Below are 17,950 nucleotides of genomic sequence, written 5' to 3' on the forward strand. Positions count from 1 at the left end.
ATCGTGAAAATGCACGATATTTCTTGAATTTCGAGTCATTTCGTGCAAGATTACGCCATCTCGTTCAATTTCGTGCAGAGAGCCCATGCTGACATCACAACGCAAAACCCTCATTCTCGATATTCTGCGCCGTGACGGCCAAGTGATCGCCAAGCGCGTCGCCGAGGATTTTTCGCTTTCGGAGGACACGATCCGGCGCGACTTGAGGGAAATGGCGGCGGAGGGGCTGTTGAAACGCGTGCATGGCGGAGCGATGCCGCTTTCACCCGATCTGCCCGATTTCACCGCGCGGCGCAGTGTCTCGTCCGAGATCAAGGCGCGGCTCGGGGCGGCGGCGGCCGCGATGGTCAAGCCGGGGCAGATGATCTTTCTCGACGGCGGCACGACAACGGCGGAGATCGCCCGGCGCCTGCCGCGCGACATGCCGCTGACGGTTGCGACCCACAGCCCGACGATCGCCGCCGAACTGGAGCACCATCCGACGGCCGAGGTGATCCTTGCCGGCGGACGGCTCTACAAACATTCGATGGTGGCGACGGGGGCGGCGGCGATGGCGGCGATCTCGCAGCTGCGCCCCGACCTGTTCTTCCTCGGCGTCACCGCCGCCCATCCGGTGCACGGGCTATCCACCGGCGATTTCGAGGAAGCGGCGATCAAACGCCATATCGCCCGCTGCTCGGCCGAAACCCATGTGCTGCTGACGCAGGAGAAGTTCGACCTCGTCTCGCCCTGCCCGGTGCTTGCAATTTCCGAGGTGGCCGGGCTGATCGTGCCGGCGGAGATGGGCGACGAGCGGCTGAAACCCTATCGCGATCTCAATGTCACGATCGCCGCGGCATAGTCATTCGGCCAAGGCCGAGGTAACCCTGACATCGCCGACATGGATGCCGTTCCAATTGCGCATCGAAGTCGCGGCAAAACCCGTCAGGGCGGCATGCACGCCGTCTTCCGTCTCGAAGAAGCGGGCGAGCGTGGCGGCCACCATGGCTTCGGCAGCACGGGTTGCGCCGTCCTCGCATTTCAGCGCGATGGCGATGCCCTTTTCCGGGATCGCGGCGCAGAAGACGCCCTCGGCGCCTGTTTTGACGAAGATGCGGCCCGGGGCGAACTGCATCAGTTTCGTGCAGGCGCGGCCGGAGCCGGCGACATAGAAGGGCTCGGCCATGCAGGCCTCGATCAGGCGGCGGGATGCCTTGGCGCGCAAAGGCTCCAGGCCGTTGCCGGTCGCCATTTTGGCAAAGCCGTGGGCAAGGCTGCGCAAAGGCACGGCATAGGTCGGAATCGAGCAGCCGTCGGTGCCGCAGCTTTCGGCGCCGAGCACGGCGCCGGTCAGGCTTTCCATCGATGCGCGAATCTCGACCTGCAGCGGGTGCTCATAGCCGACATAGGCTTTCGGATCGATATCCCGGTGGCAGCAGACGCAGATGAAGCCAGCGTGTTTTCCCGAGCAATTGTTGTGCAGCGCGGTCGGCGCCTCGAGCGTGCGGGCCTGCTGGATCAGGACCTTCTGGCTCATCGACCAATGGGCGCCGCATTCCAGCGCTTCGGCATTGCGGCCGGCCCGCGCCAGCATGGAGGCGGCAAGCGCCACATGCTCGTCCTCGCCATTATGCGAGGCGCAGGCGAGCGCCAACTCCTTGTCGCCGAAACCATAGGCGTCGGCCGCACCGCTTTCGACGAGCGGCAGCGCCTGCATCGCCTTGCAGGCCGAACGCGGGAAGACAGCGGCTTCGATATCGCCGAGCGAGAAGACGAGGCTGCCATCGCCATCGACGACCGCCACCGCGCCGCGATGACGGCTTTCGACGAGCAGGCCACGGGTGACTTCGACGGCGACGGGATTGGTCATGGGCTCTCATCCTGGTGCTGGCGGGATGCGGCAGGCATAACGCGTCAGGGCGCGAAAGCCAACGGGTTTAGCCAACCCCTCCGTCATGCTCGGCCTTGAGCCGAGCATCCATACCGCATCCACCAACAGCAGCGGCATGGATCCGGGGTCAAGCCGAAGGACGACGGTGGATGGAGAGCAGTCCGCGCCTATTCTCTTTCAACGACGATTTTCCTGAGGACACCGCCGCTGTCGGGAACCTCGACTTCGATGGCTTTGCTCTTACGTCCGGACTGCGCTTTGCCGCAAACCGCGATTGCAGCCCTCATGAGGCCTCTGTCGGTCAGGCGTTCTCTGTCGGTCGGGATGACTGGCTTAAACGTATCTGTGGCTTTTTTCGCCGATTCCCATGTCATCTGGAAACCACATCCGTTCATCACGAGATTCCGAAAGAAGTGCTGAACGAGCGGCCGACCGTCGGGGGCTGTGTGCGTGCAACCTGTAACGGCGAAAGAAAGCGCGACAACGCCAAGAATACGAAATTTCATCGTCCCATCCAAATGATCAACCCAAGCGAGCACTAAAGGCAGAAAATTGGTAGAGTCAATCGGCCAGAACGGCGCGCATTTACGCCGAAGCGCCCACACACCCGGTCATCCCAGATCTTGCGCTGGGCTCCAGCCGTATTGATGTCCGCGCCGCGTGAATGCAAGCCTTGAGATCGGACGCGTAGCGACGCTATCCTGCAACCGCGTCACATTCGAAGGTATCATCTTGCAATCAGGTCTATCCATTTCAGCGTCCATATTGTGGGTATTTTTCACGCTCGTCTCTCTCGGTCTGGCGTGCTGGTTGGCGCGCCGACCCAAAAGGACAAGCGTTGGAATCATCCTCGGAGCGCTTCTGGGGTTGGCTTTGATATCGATTGCGTCGGTTCTGACCGGTTTCCTCGGAAGCGTTCTTCCCTTAGGGCAAATCGATTTCTGGCTCTCCAGTTTGACGGCGCAGATCTGACGCAGCAATCATCACAGGAATTGACTGAAACGATCGAAAACTATCGTTTCTCTGATGCATCGGACGCGGCTAAAGATGGTGCATCAGGAACCGCCCGAATGTCATCCACTCTTTCCTTGATTCTGCGCGACAACAGGATCCGCATTCCCACCGTGACGCTCGTCGCGCTCGCCTTCACCTATGCCTCGACCGTGCCTTACCAGTCGATCATCGGCATCAATGAACTGGGCCTCAGCAACGGCACCTATTCGGCGCTGGTGTTCTTCTCGGCGATCGTCAACGTCACGACGAGCCTGACGCTCGGCATCTGGTCGGACCGGCTGAAGGAGCGGCGGCCGCTGGTGCTGGCACTTTCGGTCGCCGGCATGCTCGGTTTCGGATCGATCGCGATCATCCACAGCCCGGCGATCTTCATCATCTCGACGCTGTTGCTGGTGCCGATGAGCAATTCCACCTATTCGCTGCTTTTCGCCAGCCTGCGCGCCAGGACCAACCAGATCGAGCGCGGCGAGGCAGCGGCGGTCACGGCAACGGTGCGGGCGCTGTTTTCCGGCTCCTGGGCGCTGGCGCCGGGGCTGATCGGCCTCTATCTCGTCAATTCGACGTCGATGACGCCGGCTTATGGGATCGCGGCCTTCGCAAGCCTCGTCTGCTTCTGCCTGTATTTCTTCTTCGCGCCGGGCAACGGCACGGCCGGCCCCGCCCCCGATCCCGTCGGATTCCTGGTTTCGCTGAAGCGGATATTCATGCCCTATGTGCTGGTGCGCGTCATCGTCATGTCGCTGCTCTTCGGGCTGCAGCGGCTGAACGGCATGCTTGCGCCGCTGATCATCACGAATGCGGCTGATGGAACCGTGGTCGATGTCGGCTTCATCGCCGGGCTGACGGCCTTTCTCGAAATGCCGTTCATGGTCATCTGGGGGATGGCGCAACGGCGCTTCCGCACCGTGCATGTGCTTGCCTTCGGGGCGCTGATCTATTGCGCCTATCTGATGCTGCTCGGCTTCGCCTCGGCGCGCTGGCACATCTATGCGCTGCTCCTTCTCAACGCCTGCGGAGCGGCGGCGATCCTCAGTGTGCCGATCACCTATCTGCAGGATCTGATCGCCGACCGGCCGGGGCTCGGAACCTCATTACTCTCGCTCAATACCTTCATCGGCACCGGCATGAGCGCCGCAATTTTCGCCTTCGGCACATCGGTCACCGATTATTCCGGCACCGCCTTCGTCGGCGCTGTCGCGGGCTTGGCATCGATCGCAGCCTTGCTTTATCTCGAAAGCAGCAGGCGGCAGGTGCGGCAGCCGGCCTAAGATGTAAAGCCGCTCGTGCGCGGCATGGTCAACGCTGCAGTAGCGGAGGGAATGTGGCGCCGGCATCATGTGGCGCTGTACCGAAAACCGTCTGCCCCTCACCCTAACCCTCTCCCCGTTTTACGGGGAGAGGGGACATGCCCTACGAGAGGCATGTAGGAACGGAGCGGGCGCGGCATGTTCCTTCGCCCCGTTTACGGGGAGAAGGTGGCGGCAGCCGGATGAGGGGCAGGCGGCGATCTCTGCGCGGGACAGGCCTCAACGCGGCGTGATGCGGTAGGCGCAGCGGCGGGCGCCGGCGAGGATGTGTTCGCTGCGCTCGACCTCGGCGCCGAGGACGGCGCGGAAGGTTTCGAGTTCGGAGCGGCAGAAGCCGGCGCAGGCGGTGGCCGCCGCGCAGATCGGACAGTGGTTTTCGACCAGCGTGAAGGAGCCGTCGGCCTCCCGCCAGCTGTCGGCCATATAGCCCTCGCGGGTGCGGATGGCGGCAAGGCCCTCGACGCGGGTGGCGAGGTCGCCGGCCGTCTCCAGCTCTTGGCGATAGCGCTCCAGCGTCTCGGCCTCGCGGGCGGAGATGACGGTGTCGAGCGCTGCCGGCCCCAGCTGTTCGGTGAGCGTGGCGAGCAGGTTTGCCGTCAATTCGGCATGACCGTCGGGAAAGCGGCGGTTGCCGGCTGCGGTGAGATGCCAGAGCTGACGCGGGCGTCCCCGGCCGGCGGCGGCGACGGTCACCGGCTCCACCAGCCCCTCCTCCGCCATCCTCGCCAGCTGCTGGCGGGCGGCCTCGCCGGAGATGCCGAGCGCATCGCCGATTGCGGCGGCAAGCTGCGGACCCTCGGTCTTTATCAGGATCAAAATCCGGTTGGCTGGGGACTGGCGCATATTTTCCAAGTCAAGTCTTGTTTTAATCCGGGCGGCATGCAATTTTCCAATTTATAACTTGGAAAATTATTTCCCGCCAGCAAAAACGTCGAGGATCGCCCCATGTCCGAAATCGACCAGACCATCGCCATTCCGAACGTCAGTTCCGTCTTCCGCCTCTTCCTTCCCGAACATCTGGCCGCAACGCTGATGCTGGCCGGCGGCGTGACGCTTTATGCGGTCGAGAGCTACATCACCGCGACCATCGCCCCTTCGATCGTACGCGACATCGGCGGCCTTGCCCTGTTTTCCTGGGTGACAAGCCTGTTCGTCGCCGCCGCCGTGCTCGGCTCGATCTTCGTCGCCATGCGGCCGCGGGGGATTACGCTGCGCGGCGTCTATGTGATCGCCGCCCTCATCTTCGGCGTGGGCAGCCTGGTCGCCGCAATTGCTCCGTCAATGCCGGTGGTGCTGATCGGCCGGGCTTTGCAGGGGCTCGGCACCGGGGCGCTTGCGGCCCTCGGCTACGCCTTCATCCGCTTCGTCTATCCCGAACCGTTGTGGCAGAAGGCCACGACGCTTTACGCGGCAATCTGGGGGATCTCGACCGTCATCGGCCCAACGCTCGGCGGCTTCTTTTCCACCGGCAGCAGCTGGCGCTATGCCTTCATCGTGCTCGTGCCGCTCGGCCTCGTGATGGCGGCGCTGGCGCCGCGGCTCTTGCCGGAGGTCGAGGACGACCGCGAGCAGATCAAGACGCCGGTTGCCCAGATCGGGCTGCTTCTGGCCGCCGTGCTGATGATCAGCGCCGCCGGCGCAATCGAGGCGACAGCTATGAAAGCCGCCCTCATCGCCGCCTCGGTCATCGCGGTATCGGCCATGCTGCTCATCGAGGCCCGAAGCCGCAACCGGCTGCTGCCGTCCGGCGCCGTCAGCCTGTCGAAACCGATTTGCCGCGTCTACCTGGCAATGCTCGCCTTGACCGTCGTGCTCGTCAGCGACGTCTTCATTCCCTATTTCCTGCAGAGCCTGCATGGGGTGACACCGCTGATGTCGGGCTATCTCGTGGCGCTCGTCGCGCTCGGCTGGACCTTCGCCGCTTTCCTCAGCAGCTCCCTGACCGGCGGCCAAGCCCATGCGGCGATCGTTGCCGGCGCGTTGATCGAGACGGCGGCGACCGCTTCGCTCGCCCTCCTCCTTGCCAGGGACAATGCGCAGGGGCATTTGCCGCTGATCGTGCCGGCGGCGGTCGCCATCTTCATGATGGGCTTCGGCATCGGCCTCGGCTGGGCGCATCTCGTCGCCATGGTGCTGAAACTCGTCGCCAGCAACGAACAGGACAAGGCCTCGTCGGCGATCCCGACGATGAGTTCGCTCGGCGGCGCTTTCGGCGCGGCCTTCGCCGGCGTCATCGCCAATGGCGCCGGCCTCGTCGAACCGGGCGGCACATCGGGCGCGCTGTCGGCGGCGCACTGGCTCTATCTGTTGATGGCGCTGCCGGGCGTGTTGGCCGTCGGCATTTCACTGACGCTAGATCGCCGCGCGTCCGACAGGAAGCGCTAGGGACATTCTATCATTTTGAATTAGCGCATCATGCGCTAACTCAGACGCAGCATGATCTTGCCGACATGGCTGCCATCTTCCATCAGCCGGTGCGCCGCAACCACGTCCTCGAAGGCAAAGACCTTGTGGATAACAGGAGCGACGGCGCCGGCCTCCAGCAGTGGCCAGACTTCGGCGAGCAGGTCGTCGCGGATGGCGCGTTTTTCCTCCGCCGTGCGCGGGCGCATGGTGGAGCCGGTGACCGTCAGCCGCTTGACCATGATCGGCGAGAGATTGACCTTTTCGGCAACGGCGCCGCCGAGGAAGGCGATGATCGACAGGCAGCCGTCCTTGGCGAGCGAGGCGAGATTGCGCTCGAAATAGGCAGCGCCGATCATGTCGAGGATGATATCGACGCCCTGGCCGGTCTCGGCCTTGATCACCGCGGCGAAATCCTCGCTGCGGTAGTTGATCGCCCGTTTTGCGCCGAGCTTTTCACAGGCCTCGCATTTTTCGCTCGAGCCCGCCGTCGCGTAGACCTCGGCGCCGAAGGCGCGGGCGAGCTGGATCGCCGTCGTGCCGATGCCGCTGGTGCCGCCATGGATCAGCACCGTCTCGCCTTCCGTCAGCCCGGCCATCTGGAAGAGATTGGCCCAGACGGTGAAGAAGGTTTCCGGCAGGGCCGCCGCCCTCACCGCATCAAAGCCCTTGGGAAAGGGCAGGATCTGGCCGGCCGGCAGCAGGCAATATTCGGCATAGGCGCCGCCATTGGCAAGGCCGCAGACCTTGTCGCCGACGGCATGATCTGTGACACCAGGGCCGACGGCGACGATTTCACCGGATAGTTCCAGGCCGAGGATCGGGCTCGCATCCTTCGGCGGGGGATAGCTGCCCTGGCGCTGGGCAATGTCGGGGCGGTTGACGCCGATCGCCTCGGCGCGCACCAGCACCTGCCCCTCTTCGGGCACCGGCAGCGGGCACTTGGCGATCGTCATCACCTCCGGCCCGCCGAAGGAGCTGAGATCGACGAAACGCATTTCCTGAGGCAATGGCATGGTGCGATCCTCCCTGATCCAAAACAGGGGAATTAAATCAGCACCGCCGGCTTGGAAAGGTTGGAAGCGGCAAGGGCGTCAATTCGCCTCGCCTAGGACGTGGAAGGCGAGGCCCTCCTCGCTCTCCTTGGCGGCCGATTTGATGACGGCGATTTCGGCGCTGACGCGGTTGATATCGTCGATGACGAGGCCTTCCGGCAGTTCGAGCACGCCGATCGAGCAGCGCATCAGCGGGAACAGGGCTTCGGCGCCGGTGCGGTCGTGGCCGAGGATGCGGCCGGCGGCGCGGTGCTCTTCGGAATAGAGGTCGAGCACGTCGTCATGGAAATCGCTGATCAGCCGGTCGAGAATTTCCGTCAGCTCGTCCTGCGTCCAGCCGACGACGCCGATGAAGAAATCGTCGCCGCCGACATGGCCGAGGAAATGCCGCTCGGCGAAGAAATAACGGCGCATCAGCGCGGCAAACAGCGAGATCGCATGGTCGCCGAGATGGAAGCCGTAGGCATCGTTGAACGGCTTGAAATTGTCGAAGTCGCAGTAGCAGAAATGGCGGACCTCATCGCCGTCGCGGCCGGACTGGCGCATGAAATCGCGGATGGCGCGATTGCCCGGCAGGCCGGTCAGCGGGTTCTGGTCCTGGGCGGTCTTCAACTGCTTCTCGTTGATGACCTTGATCAGCGAGGCGGCGGAGACGACGCCGGCATAACGCATATTGTCGGTCAGGATCAGGCAGTTGCTGCCTTCCATATTGGCGAAGATCGTCATCAGATGCTCGGCATCGCTGTCGAGGCCGACGATCGGCGCCATCTCGACGAAATGCGAAATGCTGCGCTCATACATCTTGTTCTTCAGGAGATCGCGGCCGAAGGGCTGGTAGATATATTCCTTGAGGTGATGTTCGTGGATGATGCCGCGCGGCTCGCTGTTGGCGTTGAGCACGGGAAAGAAGGCCTGGCGCGGATTGCGGCGGAAAAGCTCGAAGACGCTGTCGATGGTGTCGTTTTCGTAGACCGCCGGCAAGAGCTCGATCTGCTTGCGGATGAGGATCTCGTCGAGCGACTGGCTGCCCCGCTTGCTTTTCCCGAGCTCCTGCAGATGCGGGAAGGATGGCGCCAGTTCCGACATGTGCGTCGTTGGCCGCGAGATGAACCAGCCCTGGACGAGGTCGACGCCATATTCGCGGCAGGCGATGAATTCGGCCTCGGTCTCGATGCCTTCGGCGATGACGCGGGTGCCGAGCACATGGGCGATGTTGACGATGCTCTTCAAGAGATGGCGCTTGCGCGGGCTGCGGTCGATCTCGGCAACGAAATGGCGGTCGATCTTGAGATAATCGACGGAATAATCGCACAGCAGTTTCATTTCGCCGTGACCGACGCCGAAATCGTCGATCGCCAGCTTGAAGCCGGCCTTGCGCAGCTTCGACACCAGGGCGGAAAATTCCGGCACACTGGTATTGTCGAAACGCTCGGAGAATTCGAAACAGATCGAAGACGGCGGGATATTCGCGGTCCTCAGATGCTGCAGCAGGTTTTCGACCAGGCGCTCGCCATGCGGGATCAGCCGGACATCGAGATTGAGGAAGAGCGTGGCGCTGGAGAAATTCGACAGCGTCGCGAATTTGGCGAGCGCGCGGCTCGCCAGCATCTGTTCGAGCTGTAAGAGCTGGCCGGCCCGATGGGCTTCGTCGAGAATGTCGGCCGGCGTGTCGAAGCCGATGCGTTCCTGGCCGCGCATCAGGGATTCATAACCGAACACAGTGCCGGTGCCGGCCTCGACGATCGGCTGGAAGGCATTCTCGACCACAAGCTTGGCAAGGGTGACGATCTGGTCGCTGGCATAACGGCGCAGGACGTCGGGCTCGACGGGGGCAGCCAGGGATGTGCCGGTTTTCATCTCGGCCGAGCTCCGCTGTGATTTGTTCTTCTTGAGCCAGGACCATGCGGCAGAAGGATCAATGAACCCTTTCGCCAGTGTGAAAGTTTTGTGAAAGACGCGAACCATCGCTGCGCGTTCCGCGTTTATTCGAATTCCCCCCATGCAATCAGAGGCTAAAGCGCGTCGCAGAATTTGGATTCATGCGACGCGCTTTAGCCACTTGTTTTTATGCATGTCGTTGTCCCGGAACCGCTGCACACTTCCGGGCGACATGCAATAGTTCAGGCGGAGCGACGGCGCTGCGCCTCATGATCGGCAAACATGTCGGCGACGCATCTGCCGCCCGAGGCAACGCTCTCGTCATCGAGGGGATCGGCCTTGATTTCGCCGAGCTTGCGGGCGCTGTCCCAGAGGCGCAGCGCCTCGCGGACGACCTCGCTGCTCGAGGCGTAGCCGCCATTATCGACGGCGGCACGGATGCCCGCTGCCTGTTGCGGAGAGATGGAAACGGTGACCATCGGCATGAACTTCCTCCCTTTTTTATTCAGGCAGAACCCTGCCTTTGGGGGATGCATGACCATTTGCGGCGATCGTACACAGAACCACACCCTTTTGGCGAGCGGTCCATACCCCTTAAGTCTAATCCCCTGTCATGTCCTTGTCAAAATAGGCTTAGCAAAAAGGCTTCAGCCGCGGATGCCGAGGCCGAAGGCGATCATCGTCCAGCCCTGGATAATGAGATCGGCAGCCAGGAACAGGCCGAGGACCCAAAGGCTGTTGACCGGCCAGCCGAGCGCGATGACGAAACCGGCAAGGGCGGTGATGACGCCGCTGGCGACGATCCAGCCCCAGCCCTTGGCCGGCTTCATGCGCCTGCCGACCCAGGTGCGGAAGACGCCGGCGATGACCAGGGCGAGCGACAGAAACAGCGTCAGCGCCGCCGATGTCAGGATCGGATTGACGAAGGCGCAGATGCCGGCCAGCACATAGAGCAGGCCGCTCAACGCCCAGAAGAGCACGTGATCCCAGCCGCGCACCTGGAAGGCGTGGACGAGATAGATGACGCCGCCGAACAGCATCAGCATGCCGACGTAATAGACGGAGACGACGGTCGCGAGCATCAGATTGCCGAGGGCAATCAGCCCGCAGACGAAGAGCAGCACGCCGAGGCCGACGAACCAGAGCCATTTCGACTGCAGCTGGGATTTCGGCACTCCGTCAAAGACATCTGTCATAACGCACCTCCCGGATGATTTTGAATATGTTGCAGCAAAATCTCGCGAAAAGATCCGAACCAGCGTCAGACGCGAAAGATTTTTATTGATTGATCAGTCAATCAAAAATACTCTACTGCCTGTCGCCCGGACGTGTGCAGCGGTTCCGGGACAGCGCATGCATCAAAACAAGGGGCTGAAGCGCGTCGCATGCTTCATATTTGACGCGACGCGCTTTCGCTGAAATTTCAGGGGAGTTGGCGGTTTTGCCGAAGGTCGGAATGGAGCCGGTGCGCCGCAAGGCGCTTGTCGACGCAGCGCTGCGGGTGATCGGCGATCACGGCTCGCTTGCCGTCACCATGTCCGACATCGCCCGCCAGGCCGGCGTGTCGCCAGCCCTTGCCCATCATTATTTCGGCAGCAAGGAGCAGTTGCTGATCGAGACGATCCGCTCGCTGCTGCGGCAGCTGCGCCGCGACACGGTGGCGGCGCTGAAGGCGGCGCGGACGCCGCGCGAGCGGCTTTCGGCCGTCATCCGCGTCAGCTTCCATGCCGACCAGTTCGCGCCCGAGACGATCGCCGCCTGGCTTGCCTTCTATGCCGAGGCGCAGCGCTCGGAGGAGACGCGCCGCTTCCTGGTGATCTATGCCCGGCGGCTGCGCTCCAACCTGCTTGCCGATCTCAAGGCGCTGCTGCCGGGCGATGCCGCAGAACGTGTCGCCGAGGGCGCTGCGGCGATGATCGACGGGCTCTATATCAGGCAAAGTCTGAAATCGGCGCCGATCGGCATCGAAGCCTCGATCGCGCTGACGGAGGATTATGTGAACGCGCTTCTGGCCAGCGCCTCCGACGCCGGAGCGAATGGCCGAAAGGCCGAGACTGCCGCCCCTCATCCGGCCCCGCGGGCCACCTTCTCCCCCAGGGGGAGAAGGGACGACCACATCGAACCACCTAGGGACAAATGACATGAAAGCCCAGCCGAAAGCCTCGCACTTCATCGATGGCGAATATGTTGAGGATAGCGACGGCACCGTCATCGAGAGCCTCTATCCTGCCACCGGCGAGGTGATCGCCCGGCTGCACGCGGCAACGCCCGCGATCGTCGAGAAGGCGATCGCCGCGGCCAAGCGCGCCCAGCCGGAATGGGCGGCGATGAGCCCGATGGCGCGCGGCCGCATCTTGAAACGGGCCGCCGATATCATGCGCGAACGCAACCGCGAGCTCTCCGAACTGGAAACGCTCGACACCGGCAAGCCGATCCAGGAGACGATCGTCGCCGATCCGACCTCGGGCGCCGACGCCTTCGAATTCTTCGGCGGCGTAGCACCAGCCGGGCTCAACGGTTCGCATATCCCGCTCGGCCAGGATTTTGCCTATACCAAGCGTGTCCCCCTCGGCGTCTGCGTCGGCATCGGCGCCTGGAACTATCCGCAGCAGATCGCCTGCTGGAAGGGCGCGCCGGCGCTCATCTCAGGCAATGCCATGGTGTTCAAGCCGTCGGAGAACACGCCGCTCGGCGCCCTGAAGATCGCCGAGATCCTGCACGAGGCGGGGCTGCCGAAGGGGCTCTTCAACGTCATCCAGGGCGACCGCGACACCGGGCCGCTGCTCGTCAACCATCCCGATGTGGCCAAGGTGTCGCTGACCGGATCGGTGCCAACAGGGCGCCGGGTGGCGGCGGCAGCAGCTGGCAGCCTCAAGCATGTGACGATGGAGCTCGGCGGCAAGTCGCCGCTGATCGTCTTCGACGACGCCGATCTCGATTCGGCGGTCGGCGGGGCCATGCTCGGCAATTTCTATTCGACCGGCCAGGTCTGCTCGAACGGCACGCGGGTCTTCGTGCAGAAGGCTGTTAAGGCCGAGTTCCTGAAGCGGCTGAAGGCGCGCACCGAGGCGATGCTGATCGGCGACCCGATGGACGAGGCGACGCAGATCGGCCCGATGGTTTCCTGGGCGCAGCGCGAGAAGGTGATCGCCTATATCGAGAAGGGCAAGGCCGAGGGCGCCACCCTGATTGCCGGCGGCGGCATTCCCAACAATGTCTCCGGCGAAGGCTATTACGTGCAGCCGACGGTCTTTGCCGACGTCACCGACGAGATGACCATCGCCCGGGAAGAGATCTTCGGGCCTGTGATGTCCGTGCTCGATTTCGACGATGAGGACGAGGTGATCAGCCGCGCCAATGCCAGCGAATTCGGCCTCTCCGGCGGCGTCTTCACCGCCGACCTCACCCGCGCCCACCGCGTCGTCGACCGGCTGGAGGCCGGCACGCTCTGGATCAACACCTACAATCTCTGCCCTGTCGAGATCCCCTTCGGCGGCTCGAAACAATCCGGCTTCGGCCGTGAGAATTCGCTGGCGGCGCTGGAGCATTATTCCGAGCTGAAGACGGTTTACGTCGGCATGGGGCCGGTGGTGGCGCCTTATTGAGCAACAGCCGTGCCTGCCCCTCACCCTAACCCTCTCCCCGTTCTGACGGGGAGAGGGGACGTGCCAGACGAAAGGCCCACGGGGGACGGAAAGGCTGCGGCATGATCCCTTCTCCCCGCGCGCGGGGAGAAGGTGGCGGCAGCCGGATGAGGGGCAGGCGCGGCGAACAAACAGCCGGCCGAAGGGCAAATCGAGAAAGACAGGACCATGCAAGCAGATTTCGTCATCATCGGCTCGGGCTCGGCGGGGTCCGCCCTCGCCTATCGCCTGTCGGAAGACGGCAAGAATTCCGTCCTCGTCATCGAGGCGGGCGGCAGCGATTTCGGGCCGTTCATCCAGATGCCGGCGGCGCTTGCCTGGCCGATGAGCATGAAGCGCTATAATTGGGGCTATCTTTCCGAGCCGGAACCCAACCTCAACAACCGGCGCATCACCGCGCCGCGCGGCAAGGTGATCGGCGGCTCCTCCTCGATCAACGGCATGGTCTATGTGCGCGGCCATGCGGAAGACTTCAACCGCTGGGAGGAACTCGGCGCCAGCGGCTGGGCCTATGCCGACGTCCTCCCCTATTTCAAGCGGATGGAGCATTCGCATGGCGGCGAGGAGGGTTGGCGCGGCACCGACGGGCCGCTGCATGTCCAGCGCGGCGGCTTCACCAATCCGCTGTTCCGCGCCTTCATCGAGGCCGGCAAACAGGCGGGCTTCGAGACGACCGAGGATTATAACGGCAGCAAGCAGGAAGGCTTCGGGCTGATGGAGCAGACCATCTTTGCCGGCCGCCGCTGGTCTGCCGCCAATGCCTATCTGAAACCGGCGCTGAAGCGGGACAATGTCGGGATCGTCTACGGTGTGGCGCGCCGGATCGTCATCGAGGACGGCCGGGCGACCGGCGTCGAAATCGAACGCGGCGGCAGGATCGAGGTCGTCAAGGCCAACCGCGAGGTGATCGTCTCGGCCTCCTCCTTCAATTCGCCGAAGCTGCTGATGCTGTCGGGCATTGGCCCGGCTGAGCATCTGAAAGAGATGGGCATCGCGGTGAAGGCCGACCGGCCGGGCGTCGGCGCCAATCTGCAGGACCATATGGAATTCTACTTCCAGCAGGTGAGCACCAAGCCGGTGTCGCTCTACTCCTGGCTGCCGTGGTTCTGGCAAGGCGTTGCGGGCGCGCAATGGCTGCTGTCGAAGGGTGGGCTCGGCGCCTCCAACCAGTTCGAGGCCTGCGCCTTCCTGCGCTCGGCACCGGGGTTGAAACAGCCCGATATCCAATACCATTTCCTGCCGGTGGCGATCAGCTATGACGGCAAGGCGGCCGCCAAAAGCCATGGCTTCCAGGTGCATGTCGGCTACAACCTGTCGAAATCGCGCGGCAGCGTGACGCTGCGCTCGCCCGATCCCAAGGCCGATCCGGTGCTGCGCTTCAATTATATGAGCCACGCCGAGGACTGGGAGAAATTCCGCCACTGCGTGCGGCTGACCCGCGAGCTCTTCGGGCAAGCGGCCTTCGACGACTATCGCGGGGCAGAGATCCAGCCAGGAGAAGGTGTGCAAAGCGACGAAGAGATCGACGCCTTCCTGCGCGAGCATCTGGAGAGCGCCTATCACCCCTGCGGCACCTGCAAGATGGGCGCCAAGGACGATCCGATGGCGGTGGTCGATCCGCAGACCCGGGTGATCGGCGTCGATGGCTTACGCGTCGCCGACAGCTCGATCTTCCCGCACGTCACCTACGGCAACCTCAACGGCCCGTCGATCATGACCGGTGAGAAGGCCGCCGACCACATTCTCGGCAAGCAGCCGCTGGCGCGCTCGAACCAGGAACCCTGGATCAATCCAAGGGCGGCGGTCAGCGATCGGTGATGGCGGGGCCTGATCAAGCGTCCGTTGTCAGACCAGACGACACCCTGTAGGTTGCAACGACACTCGGGAGACTGGAAACATGGCGCTCAAGCGGATGGACAACGTCGGAATCGTCGTCGAAGATCTTGGAGGCGCGATTGATTTCTTTCGCGAACTCGGCCTCGAGTTCGAAGGGCGGGCCACGATCGAAGGCGAATGGGCCGGACGCGTGACCGGACTGGGCGATCAGCATGTCGAGATCGCCATGATGCGCACACCGGATGGACACAACCGGCTCGAGCTCTCCCGCTTCCTCAGGCCTGATGTCGTCGCGGATCACCGCAACGCCCCGGTCAACGCCCTCGGCTACCTCCGCGCCATGTTCACCGTCGACGATATCGACGAGACGCTCGAACGGCTCCGCAGCCGCGGCGCACAGCTCGTCGGCGAAGTCGTCCGGTACAAGGACGCGTATCGGCTCTGCTACATCCGTGGCCCTGAAGGGCTTCTCATCGGACTTGCCCAGGAACTCGGCTGAGCGCTGTGAGCGTCTGTCAGAGCGAGAGAAAGACTGATGCAGGCAGGAGAAATCGCTCGCTCAGCGCGCGCGCCTGCCTGAGATTGATTTGCCGTTTCCCGCTGAGGATCTCGGAAACGACAGACTGAGCGCCGACTTCCGGCACCTCGGACTGGCTGAGGCCCCGCTCCTCCATAATATAACGAAGTGCATCGGCTCCGGTCGCGGGGGGCATCGGCCGGTTCTGCTCGTCATAGGCCTCAACAAGGTCCGCCATGCGAGACGCAAGCAAGGCCAAAGGATGATCGTCATCGTCACCCACTTCGGCGAGAATCTCATCAAGCTGCTCCACCAGACGATCATACTCAGCCTCGTTGATCGGCATGGCAAGAAGAGGAGCCACATGCGTCCAGTGCTCGCTTACGAGTTTTACAAGTGCGCTCATTGGCCTAACCCTTCCATGCTCCTTTGTCATATTCCGCGTGATCCATAATCCGCTATATAGATCTTCTTGAATTTGTAATGCACGACCGCGATCAGGCGGATCTTATTGCCACCAATGTCGAATACGTGATGCTGTCCGACTTTATCTGTTGCCGGAAACAATGATTTCATGTCGGCGAAGTCTGTCGGCTCCGCCGCCTTCATCAGTCGATACCAAGTATCCAGAGCATTGGCCGCTTGAGGCCATCGGTCTTTCGCCTCCCAGATCTTTTTCTGTGTGATGACGTGCATAAACCGGAATAGCGTCCATCGCATTTTGCTATGCCAAATTTAGCCCAATCATCCCGCGATAGCAAGTTGCTATAGCGACGTTTCATATCGAGGATATCCTCAGAGAAATCCGATCCATCGCCCCGCCAATAGGGCGGCGATCCAGGTTGCCGCCGACAGGGCTGCGGAGAAGCGCAGGCCGGGCCGGATCAGGCCGGTTGTCATGAGCGTCTTCCACCCTTGCCCGAGTTGGACGGCAAGGAGATTGAGAAGGCCGAGCCCGATCAGGGCGAGCTTGGCGAGAAAAGCGGGATTGGCGGCATATTCGACCGCCCGCACGCTGAAGAGACAGAAGCCGGTGGCGACGGCCGCGGCAAGGCCGATGCCCGCCGCGCGCGACAGAAACGGCGCGATGATCTCCGCCGGCACTTTGCGAAAGAAGCCGGCGAGCCTGAGATCGAGCGGCAGGATGGCGCCGACGAGAAGGCCGATCGCCAGAATATGCCCGGCATTGACGAACATGTAGAGGGTTGCGGAGCGCCGGAGCGCAACCGCGGGCATCGTGGCCGACAGCCATTCGAGAACGGCGATCACGACGGATCAGTTCGTCCGGATGCGATCGGGATAGATATCGTAGCGCTTGTCGCCGATGGTGATGCGCACGGCCTTCATCCGCTTCTCGTTGCGATCCTGCGAACGGTTGCCGAGGGCGATCACCTGATCGCCGGGCTTGGCGACGCCCTCGACGAAGCCGGAGCGCTCCGTCTGGCGCGGATTGCCGAGCTCGACACGCCAGACGCCGTCATCGGCGGTCGCGACATCGAGCGTCGGATGCGGCCCGCCCATGGAAATCTTCTCGATGGTGCCGCGAAGCTCGATCTGGTCCGCCTCGGCCCATGACCAGCCGTGATGAGCGGCAGCGCTCGTCGCAAGGGCAGCCGACAGACCAACGGCGGCCAGCAGATGCTTTGTCGAAAATGCAAACATGGATCTTCTCCCTACCCGAATGAACAGGCAGGTGGAGCATCGCAGCGGCGAGAAAAGGCATTTCACCAAATCTTGAAGAAGACGTCGCGCAGACTCCTCGAGCGCGATGCTCAGGCGAGCAGGCGGGTGACTTCGGCGCCGTGCCGCGGGCCGACGGCATCGGCGATGGTCGTGGAGAACAGCACCTTGCGGGTGGCGTCGGCGACCTTGGCGAAGACGTGGCGGATTTCGCAGGTCTGTTCGCCATCGCAATCGTCACATTTGCGGTAGGCGGTGATCGACAGGCACGGCAGCGGCGCGATCGGGCCGTCGATGATGCGCAGGATTTCGCCGAAGGTGATGGTGTGAGCGGGTTTCAGGAGGAGATAACCGCCCTGCTTTCCGCGGCGGCTGACGACGATGCCGTGATGTTTCAGGTCAAGCAGGATCTGTTCGAGGAACTTCTTCGGAATTTTCTGCTGCGCGGCGATATCGGAAATCATCACCGGTTCGTCGGCATCGGCATCCGCCAGAACCGTCAGCGCCCGCAGCGCATATTTCGCCTTTTGCGTAATCATCTCAGACCGTCGACACACACAGGCGGCGCGCAATCCCGCGCCGCTTCACGAGTACATTCGCCTCTATGGCACAACCAGCATGAACGGAATTTGAACGCGCTAGAGAAAGCCTTGAGGGACAAGCATTTCTGGCCTTGTTTTTTACGCTCGGCCAAGCCCTTGCAATCTACGCCAAAACCCCGCCTTCCGCACCTTTTTCGGCATCAC

Annotated in this window: 19 protein-coding genes; 7 read left to right on the forward strand and 12 right to left on the reverse strand. The window is 62.8% G+C overall.

Annotated features, from left to right (window positions below; genetic code table 11):
• The first annotated feature begins 85 nt into the window (after positions 1 to 85).
• Positions 86 to 841: a DeoR/GlpR family DNA-binding transcription regulator gene (locus tag CO671_RS25260; RefSeq protein WP_097608185.1), complete on the forward strand. Its 756-nt coding sequence runs from the start codon at positions 86 to 88 to the stop codon at positions 839 to 841.
• Here the strand turns inward: CO671_RS25260 and CO671_RS25265 are convergent, their stop codons facing one another.
• A complete protein-coding gene (locus tag CO671_RS25265; protein WP_097608187.1) occupies positions 842 to 1,849 on the reverse strand; it encodes an asparaginase in 1,008 nt (335 codons plus the stop codon).
• A 188-nt stretch (positions 1,850 to 2,037) separates the two neighbouring features.
• Positions 2,038 to 2,376 (reverse strand): hypothetical protein, encoded by a 339-nt coding sequence (locus CO671_RS25270; protein ID WP_010029430.1) that lies wholly within the window; start codon positions 2,374 to 2,376, stop codon positions 2,038 to 2,040.
• Between the two features lie 564 nt (positions 2,377 to 2,940).
• Between CO671_RS25270 and CO671_RS25280 the strand changes: the two genes are divergently transcribed.
• The gene (locus tag CO671_RS25280; RefSeq protein ID WP_097608188.1) at positions 2,941 to 4,152 is read left to right on the forward strand and encodes an MFS transporter; all 1,212 of its coding nucleotides are present in this window, start codon (positions 2,941 to 2,943) and stop codon (positions 4,150 to 4,152) included.
• A 258-nt stretch (positions 4,153 to 4,410) separates the two neighbouring features.
• Here CO671_RS25280 and CO671_RS25285 read toward each other — a convergent pair whose 3' ends face one another.
• Entirely contained in the window at positions 4,411 to 5,034 is a 624-nt protein-coding gene (locus tag CO671_RS25285; RefSeq protein ID WP_097608273.1) for a metalloregulator ArsR/SmtB family transcription factor, read from the reverse strand.
• A gap of 102 nt (positions 5,035 to 5,136) precedes the next feature.
• Here CO671_RS25285 and CO671_RS25290 point away from each other — a divergent pair, with 102 nt between their 5' ends.
• Positions 5,137 to 6,576: an MFS transporter gene (locus tag CO671_RS25290; RefSeq protein ID WP_097608190.1), complete on the forward strand. Its 1,440-nt coding sequence runs from the start codon at positions 5,137 to 5,139 to the stop codon at positions 6,574 to 6,576.
• A 35-nt stretch (positions 6,577 to 6,611) separates the two neighbouring features.
• On the opposite strand, the gene CO671_RS25295 is transcribed toward CO671_RS25290, so the two are convergent.
• From CO671_RS25295 to CO671_RS25310, 4 genes are all read right to left on the reverse strand, one after another.
• Positions 6,612 to 7,610 carry an NAD(P)H-quinone oxidoreductase gene (locus CO671_RS25295; protein WP_097608191.1) on the reverse strand — a complete coding sequence of 333 codons (999 nt, stop codon included), beginning with the start codon at positions 7,608 to 7,610 and terminating at the stop codon, positions 6,612 to 6,614.
• Positions 7,611 to 7,688: 78 nt separating this feature from the next.
• Positions 7,689 to 9,506 (reverse strand): EAL domain-containing protein, encoded by a 1,818-nt coding sequence (locus CO671_RS25300; protein ID WP_170961455.1) that lies wholly within the window; start codon positions 9,504 to 9,506, stop codon positions 7,689 to 7,691.
• Between the two features lie 263 nt (positions 9,507 to 9,769).
• Positions 9,770 to 10,012, reverse strand: coding sequence for a ribbon-helix-helix protein, CopG family (locus CO671_RS25305; RefSeq protein ID WP_010032767.1), 243 nt, complete (start codon positions 10,010 to 10,012; stop codon positions 9,770 to 9,772).
• Between the two features lie 162 nt (positions 10,013 to 10,174).
• Positions 10,175 to 10,723 carry an HdeD family acid-resistance protein gene (locus CO671_RS25310; RefSeq protein ID WP_097608194.1) on the reverse strand — a complete coding sequence of 183 codons (549 nt, stop codon included), beginning with the start codon at positions 10,721 to 10,723 and terminating at the stop codon, positions 10,175 to 10,177.
• A 260-nt stretch (positions 10,724 to 10,983) separates the two neighbouring features.
• Between CO671_RS25310 and betI the strand changes: the two genes are divergently transcribed.
• The 4 genes from betI to CO671_RS25335 all read left to right on the forward strand — a co-directional run bounded on the left by betI (position 10,984) and on the right by CO671_RS25335 (position 15,506).
• Positions 10,984 to 11,667: a transcriptional regulator BetI gene (betI, locus tag CO671_RS25315; RefSeq protein WP_097608196.1), complete on the forward strand. Its 684-nt coding sequence runs from the start codon at positions 10,984 to 10,986 to the stop codon at positions 11,665 to 11,667.
• A gap of 1 nt (position 11,668) precedes the next feature.
• Positions 11,669 to 13,132: a betaine-aldehyde dehydrogenase gene (gene betB, locus CO671_RS25320; protein WP_097608197.1), complete on the forward strand. Its 1,464-nt coding sequence runs from the start codon at positions 11,669 to 11,671 to the stop codon at positions 13,130 to 13,132.
• A 207-nt stretch (positions 13,133 to 13,339) separates the two neighbouring features.
• Positions 13,340 to 14,989 carry a choline dehydrogenase gene (gene betA / locus CO671_RS25330; RefSeq protein WP_097608198.1) on the forward strand — a complete coding sequence of 550 codons (1,650 nt, stop codon included), beginning with the start codon at positions 13,340 to 13,342 and terminating at the stop codon, positions 14,987 to 14,989.
• 79 nt (positions 14,990 to 15,068) lie between these two features.
• Positions 15,069 to 15,506 (forward strand): VOC family protein, encoded by a 438-nt coding sequence (locus tag CO671_RS25335; RefSeq protein WP_097608200.1) that lies wholly within the window; start codon positions 15,069 to 15,071, stop codon positions 15,504 to 15,506.
• 16 nt (positions 15,507 to 15,522) lie between these two features.
• Here the strand turns inward: CO671_RS25335 and CO671_RS25340 are convergent, their stop codons facing one another.
• The 5 genes from CO671_RS25340 to CO671_RS25360 all read right to left on the reverse strand — a co-directional run bounded on the left by CO671_RS25340 (position 15,523) and on the right by CO671_RS25360 (position 17,743).
• Complete coding sequence (locus tag CO671_RS25340) at positions 15,523 to 15,930, reverse strand: transcriptional regulator (RefSeq protein WP_097608201.1); 408 nt, start codon at positions 15,928 to 15,930, stop codon at positions 15,523 to 15,525.
• 26 nt (positions 15,931 to 15,956) lie between these two features.
• Positions 15,957 to 16,220 carry a type II toxin-antitoxin system HigB family toxin gene (locus tag CO671_RS25345; RefSeq protein ID WP_245425034.1) on the reverse strand — a complete coding sequence of 88 codons (264 nt, stop codon included), beginning with the start codon at positions 16,218 to 16,220 and terminating at the stop codon, positions 15,957 to 15,959.
• A 99-nt stretch (positions 16,221 to 16,319) separates the two neighbouring features.
• Positions 16,320 to 16,793, reverse strand: coding sequence for a DUF6644 family protein (locus tag CO671_RS25350; RefSeq protein ID WP_097608202.1), 474 nt, complete (start codon positions 16,791 to 16,793; stop codon positions 16,320 to 16,322).
• Positions 16,794 to 16,799: 6 nt separating this feature from the next.
• Entirely contained in the window at positions 16,800 to 17,186 is a 387-nt protein-coding gene (locus CO671_RS25355) for a DUF6152 family protein (protein WP_010034601.1), read from the reverse strand.
• A gap of 110 nt (positions 17,187 to 17,296) precedes the next feature.
• Positions 17,297 to 17,743, reverse strand: coding sequence for an Rrf2 family transcriptional regulator (locus CO671_RS25360; protein ID WP_010034604.1), 447 nt, complete (start codon positions 17,741 to 17,743; stop codon positions 17,297 to 17,299).
• Between the last annotated feature and the right edge of the window lie 207 nt (positions 17,744 to 17,950).

Source organism: Rhizobium sp. M10 (genome assembly GCF_002531955.1).
GTDB classification, from domain to species: Bacteria; Pseudomonadota; Alphaproteobacteria; order Rhizobiales; family Rhizobiaceae; genus Rhizobium; species Rhizobium etli_C.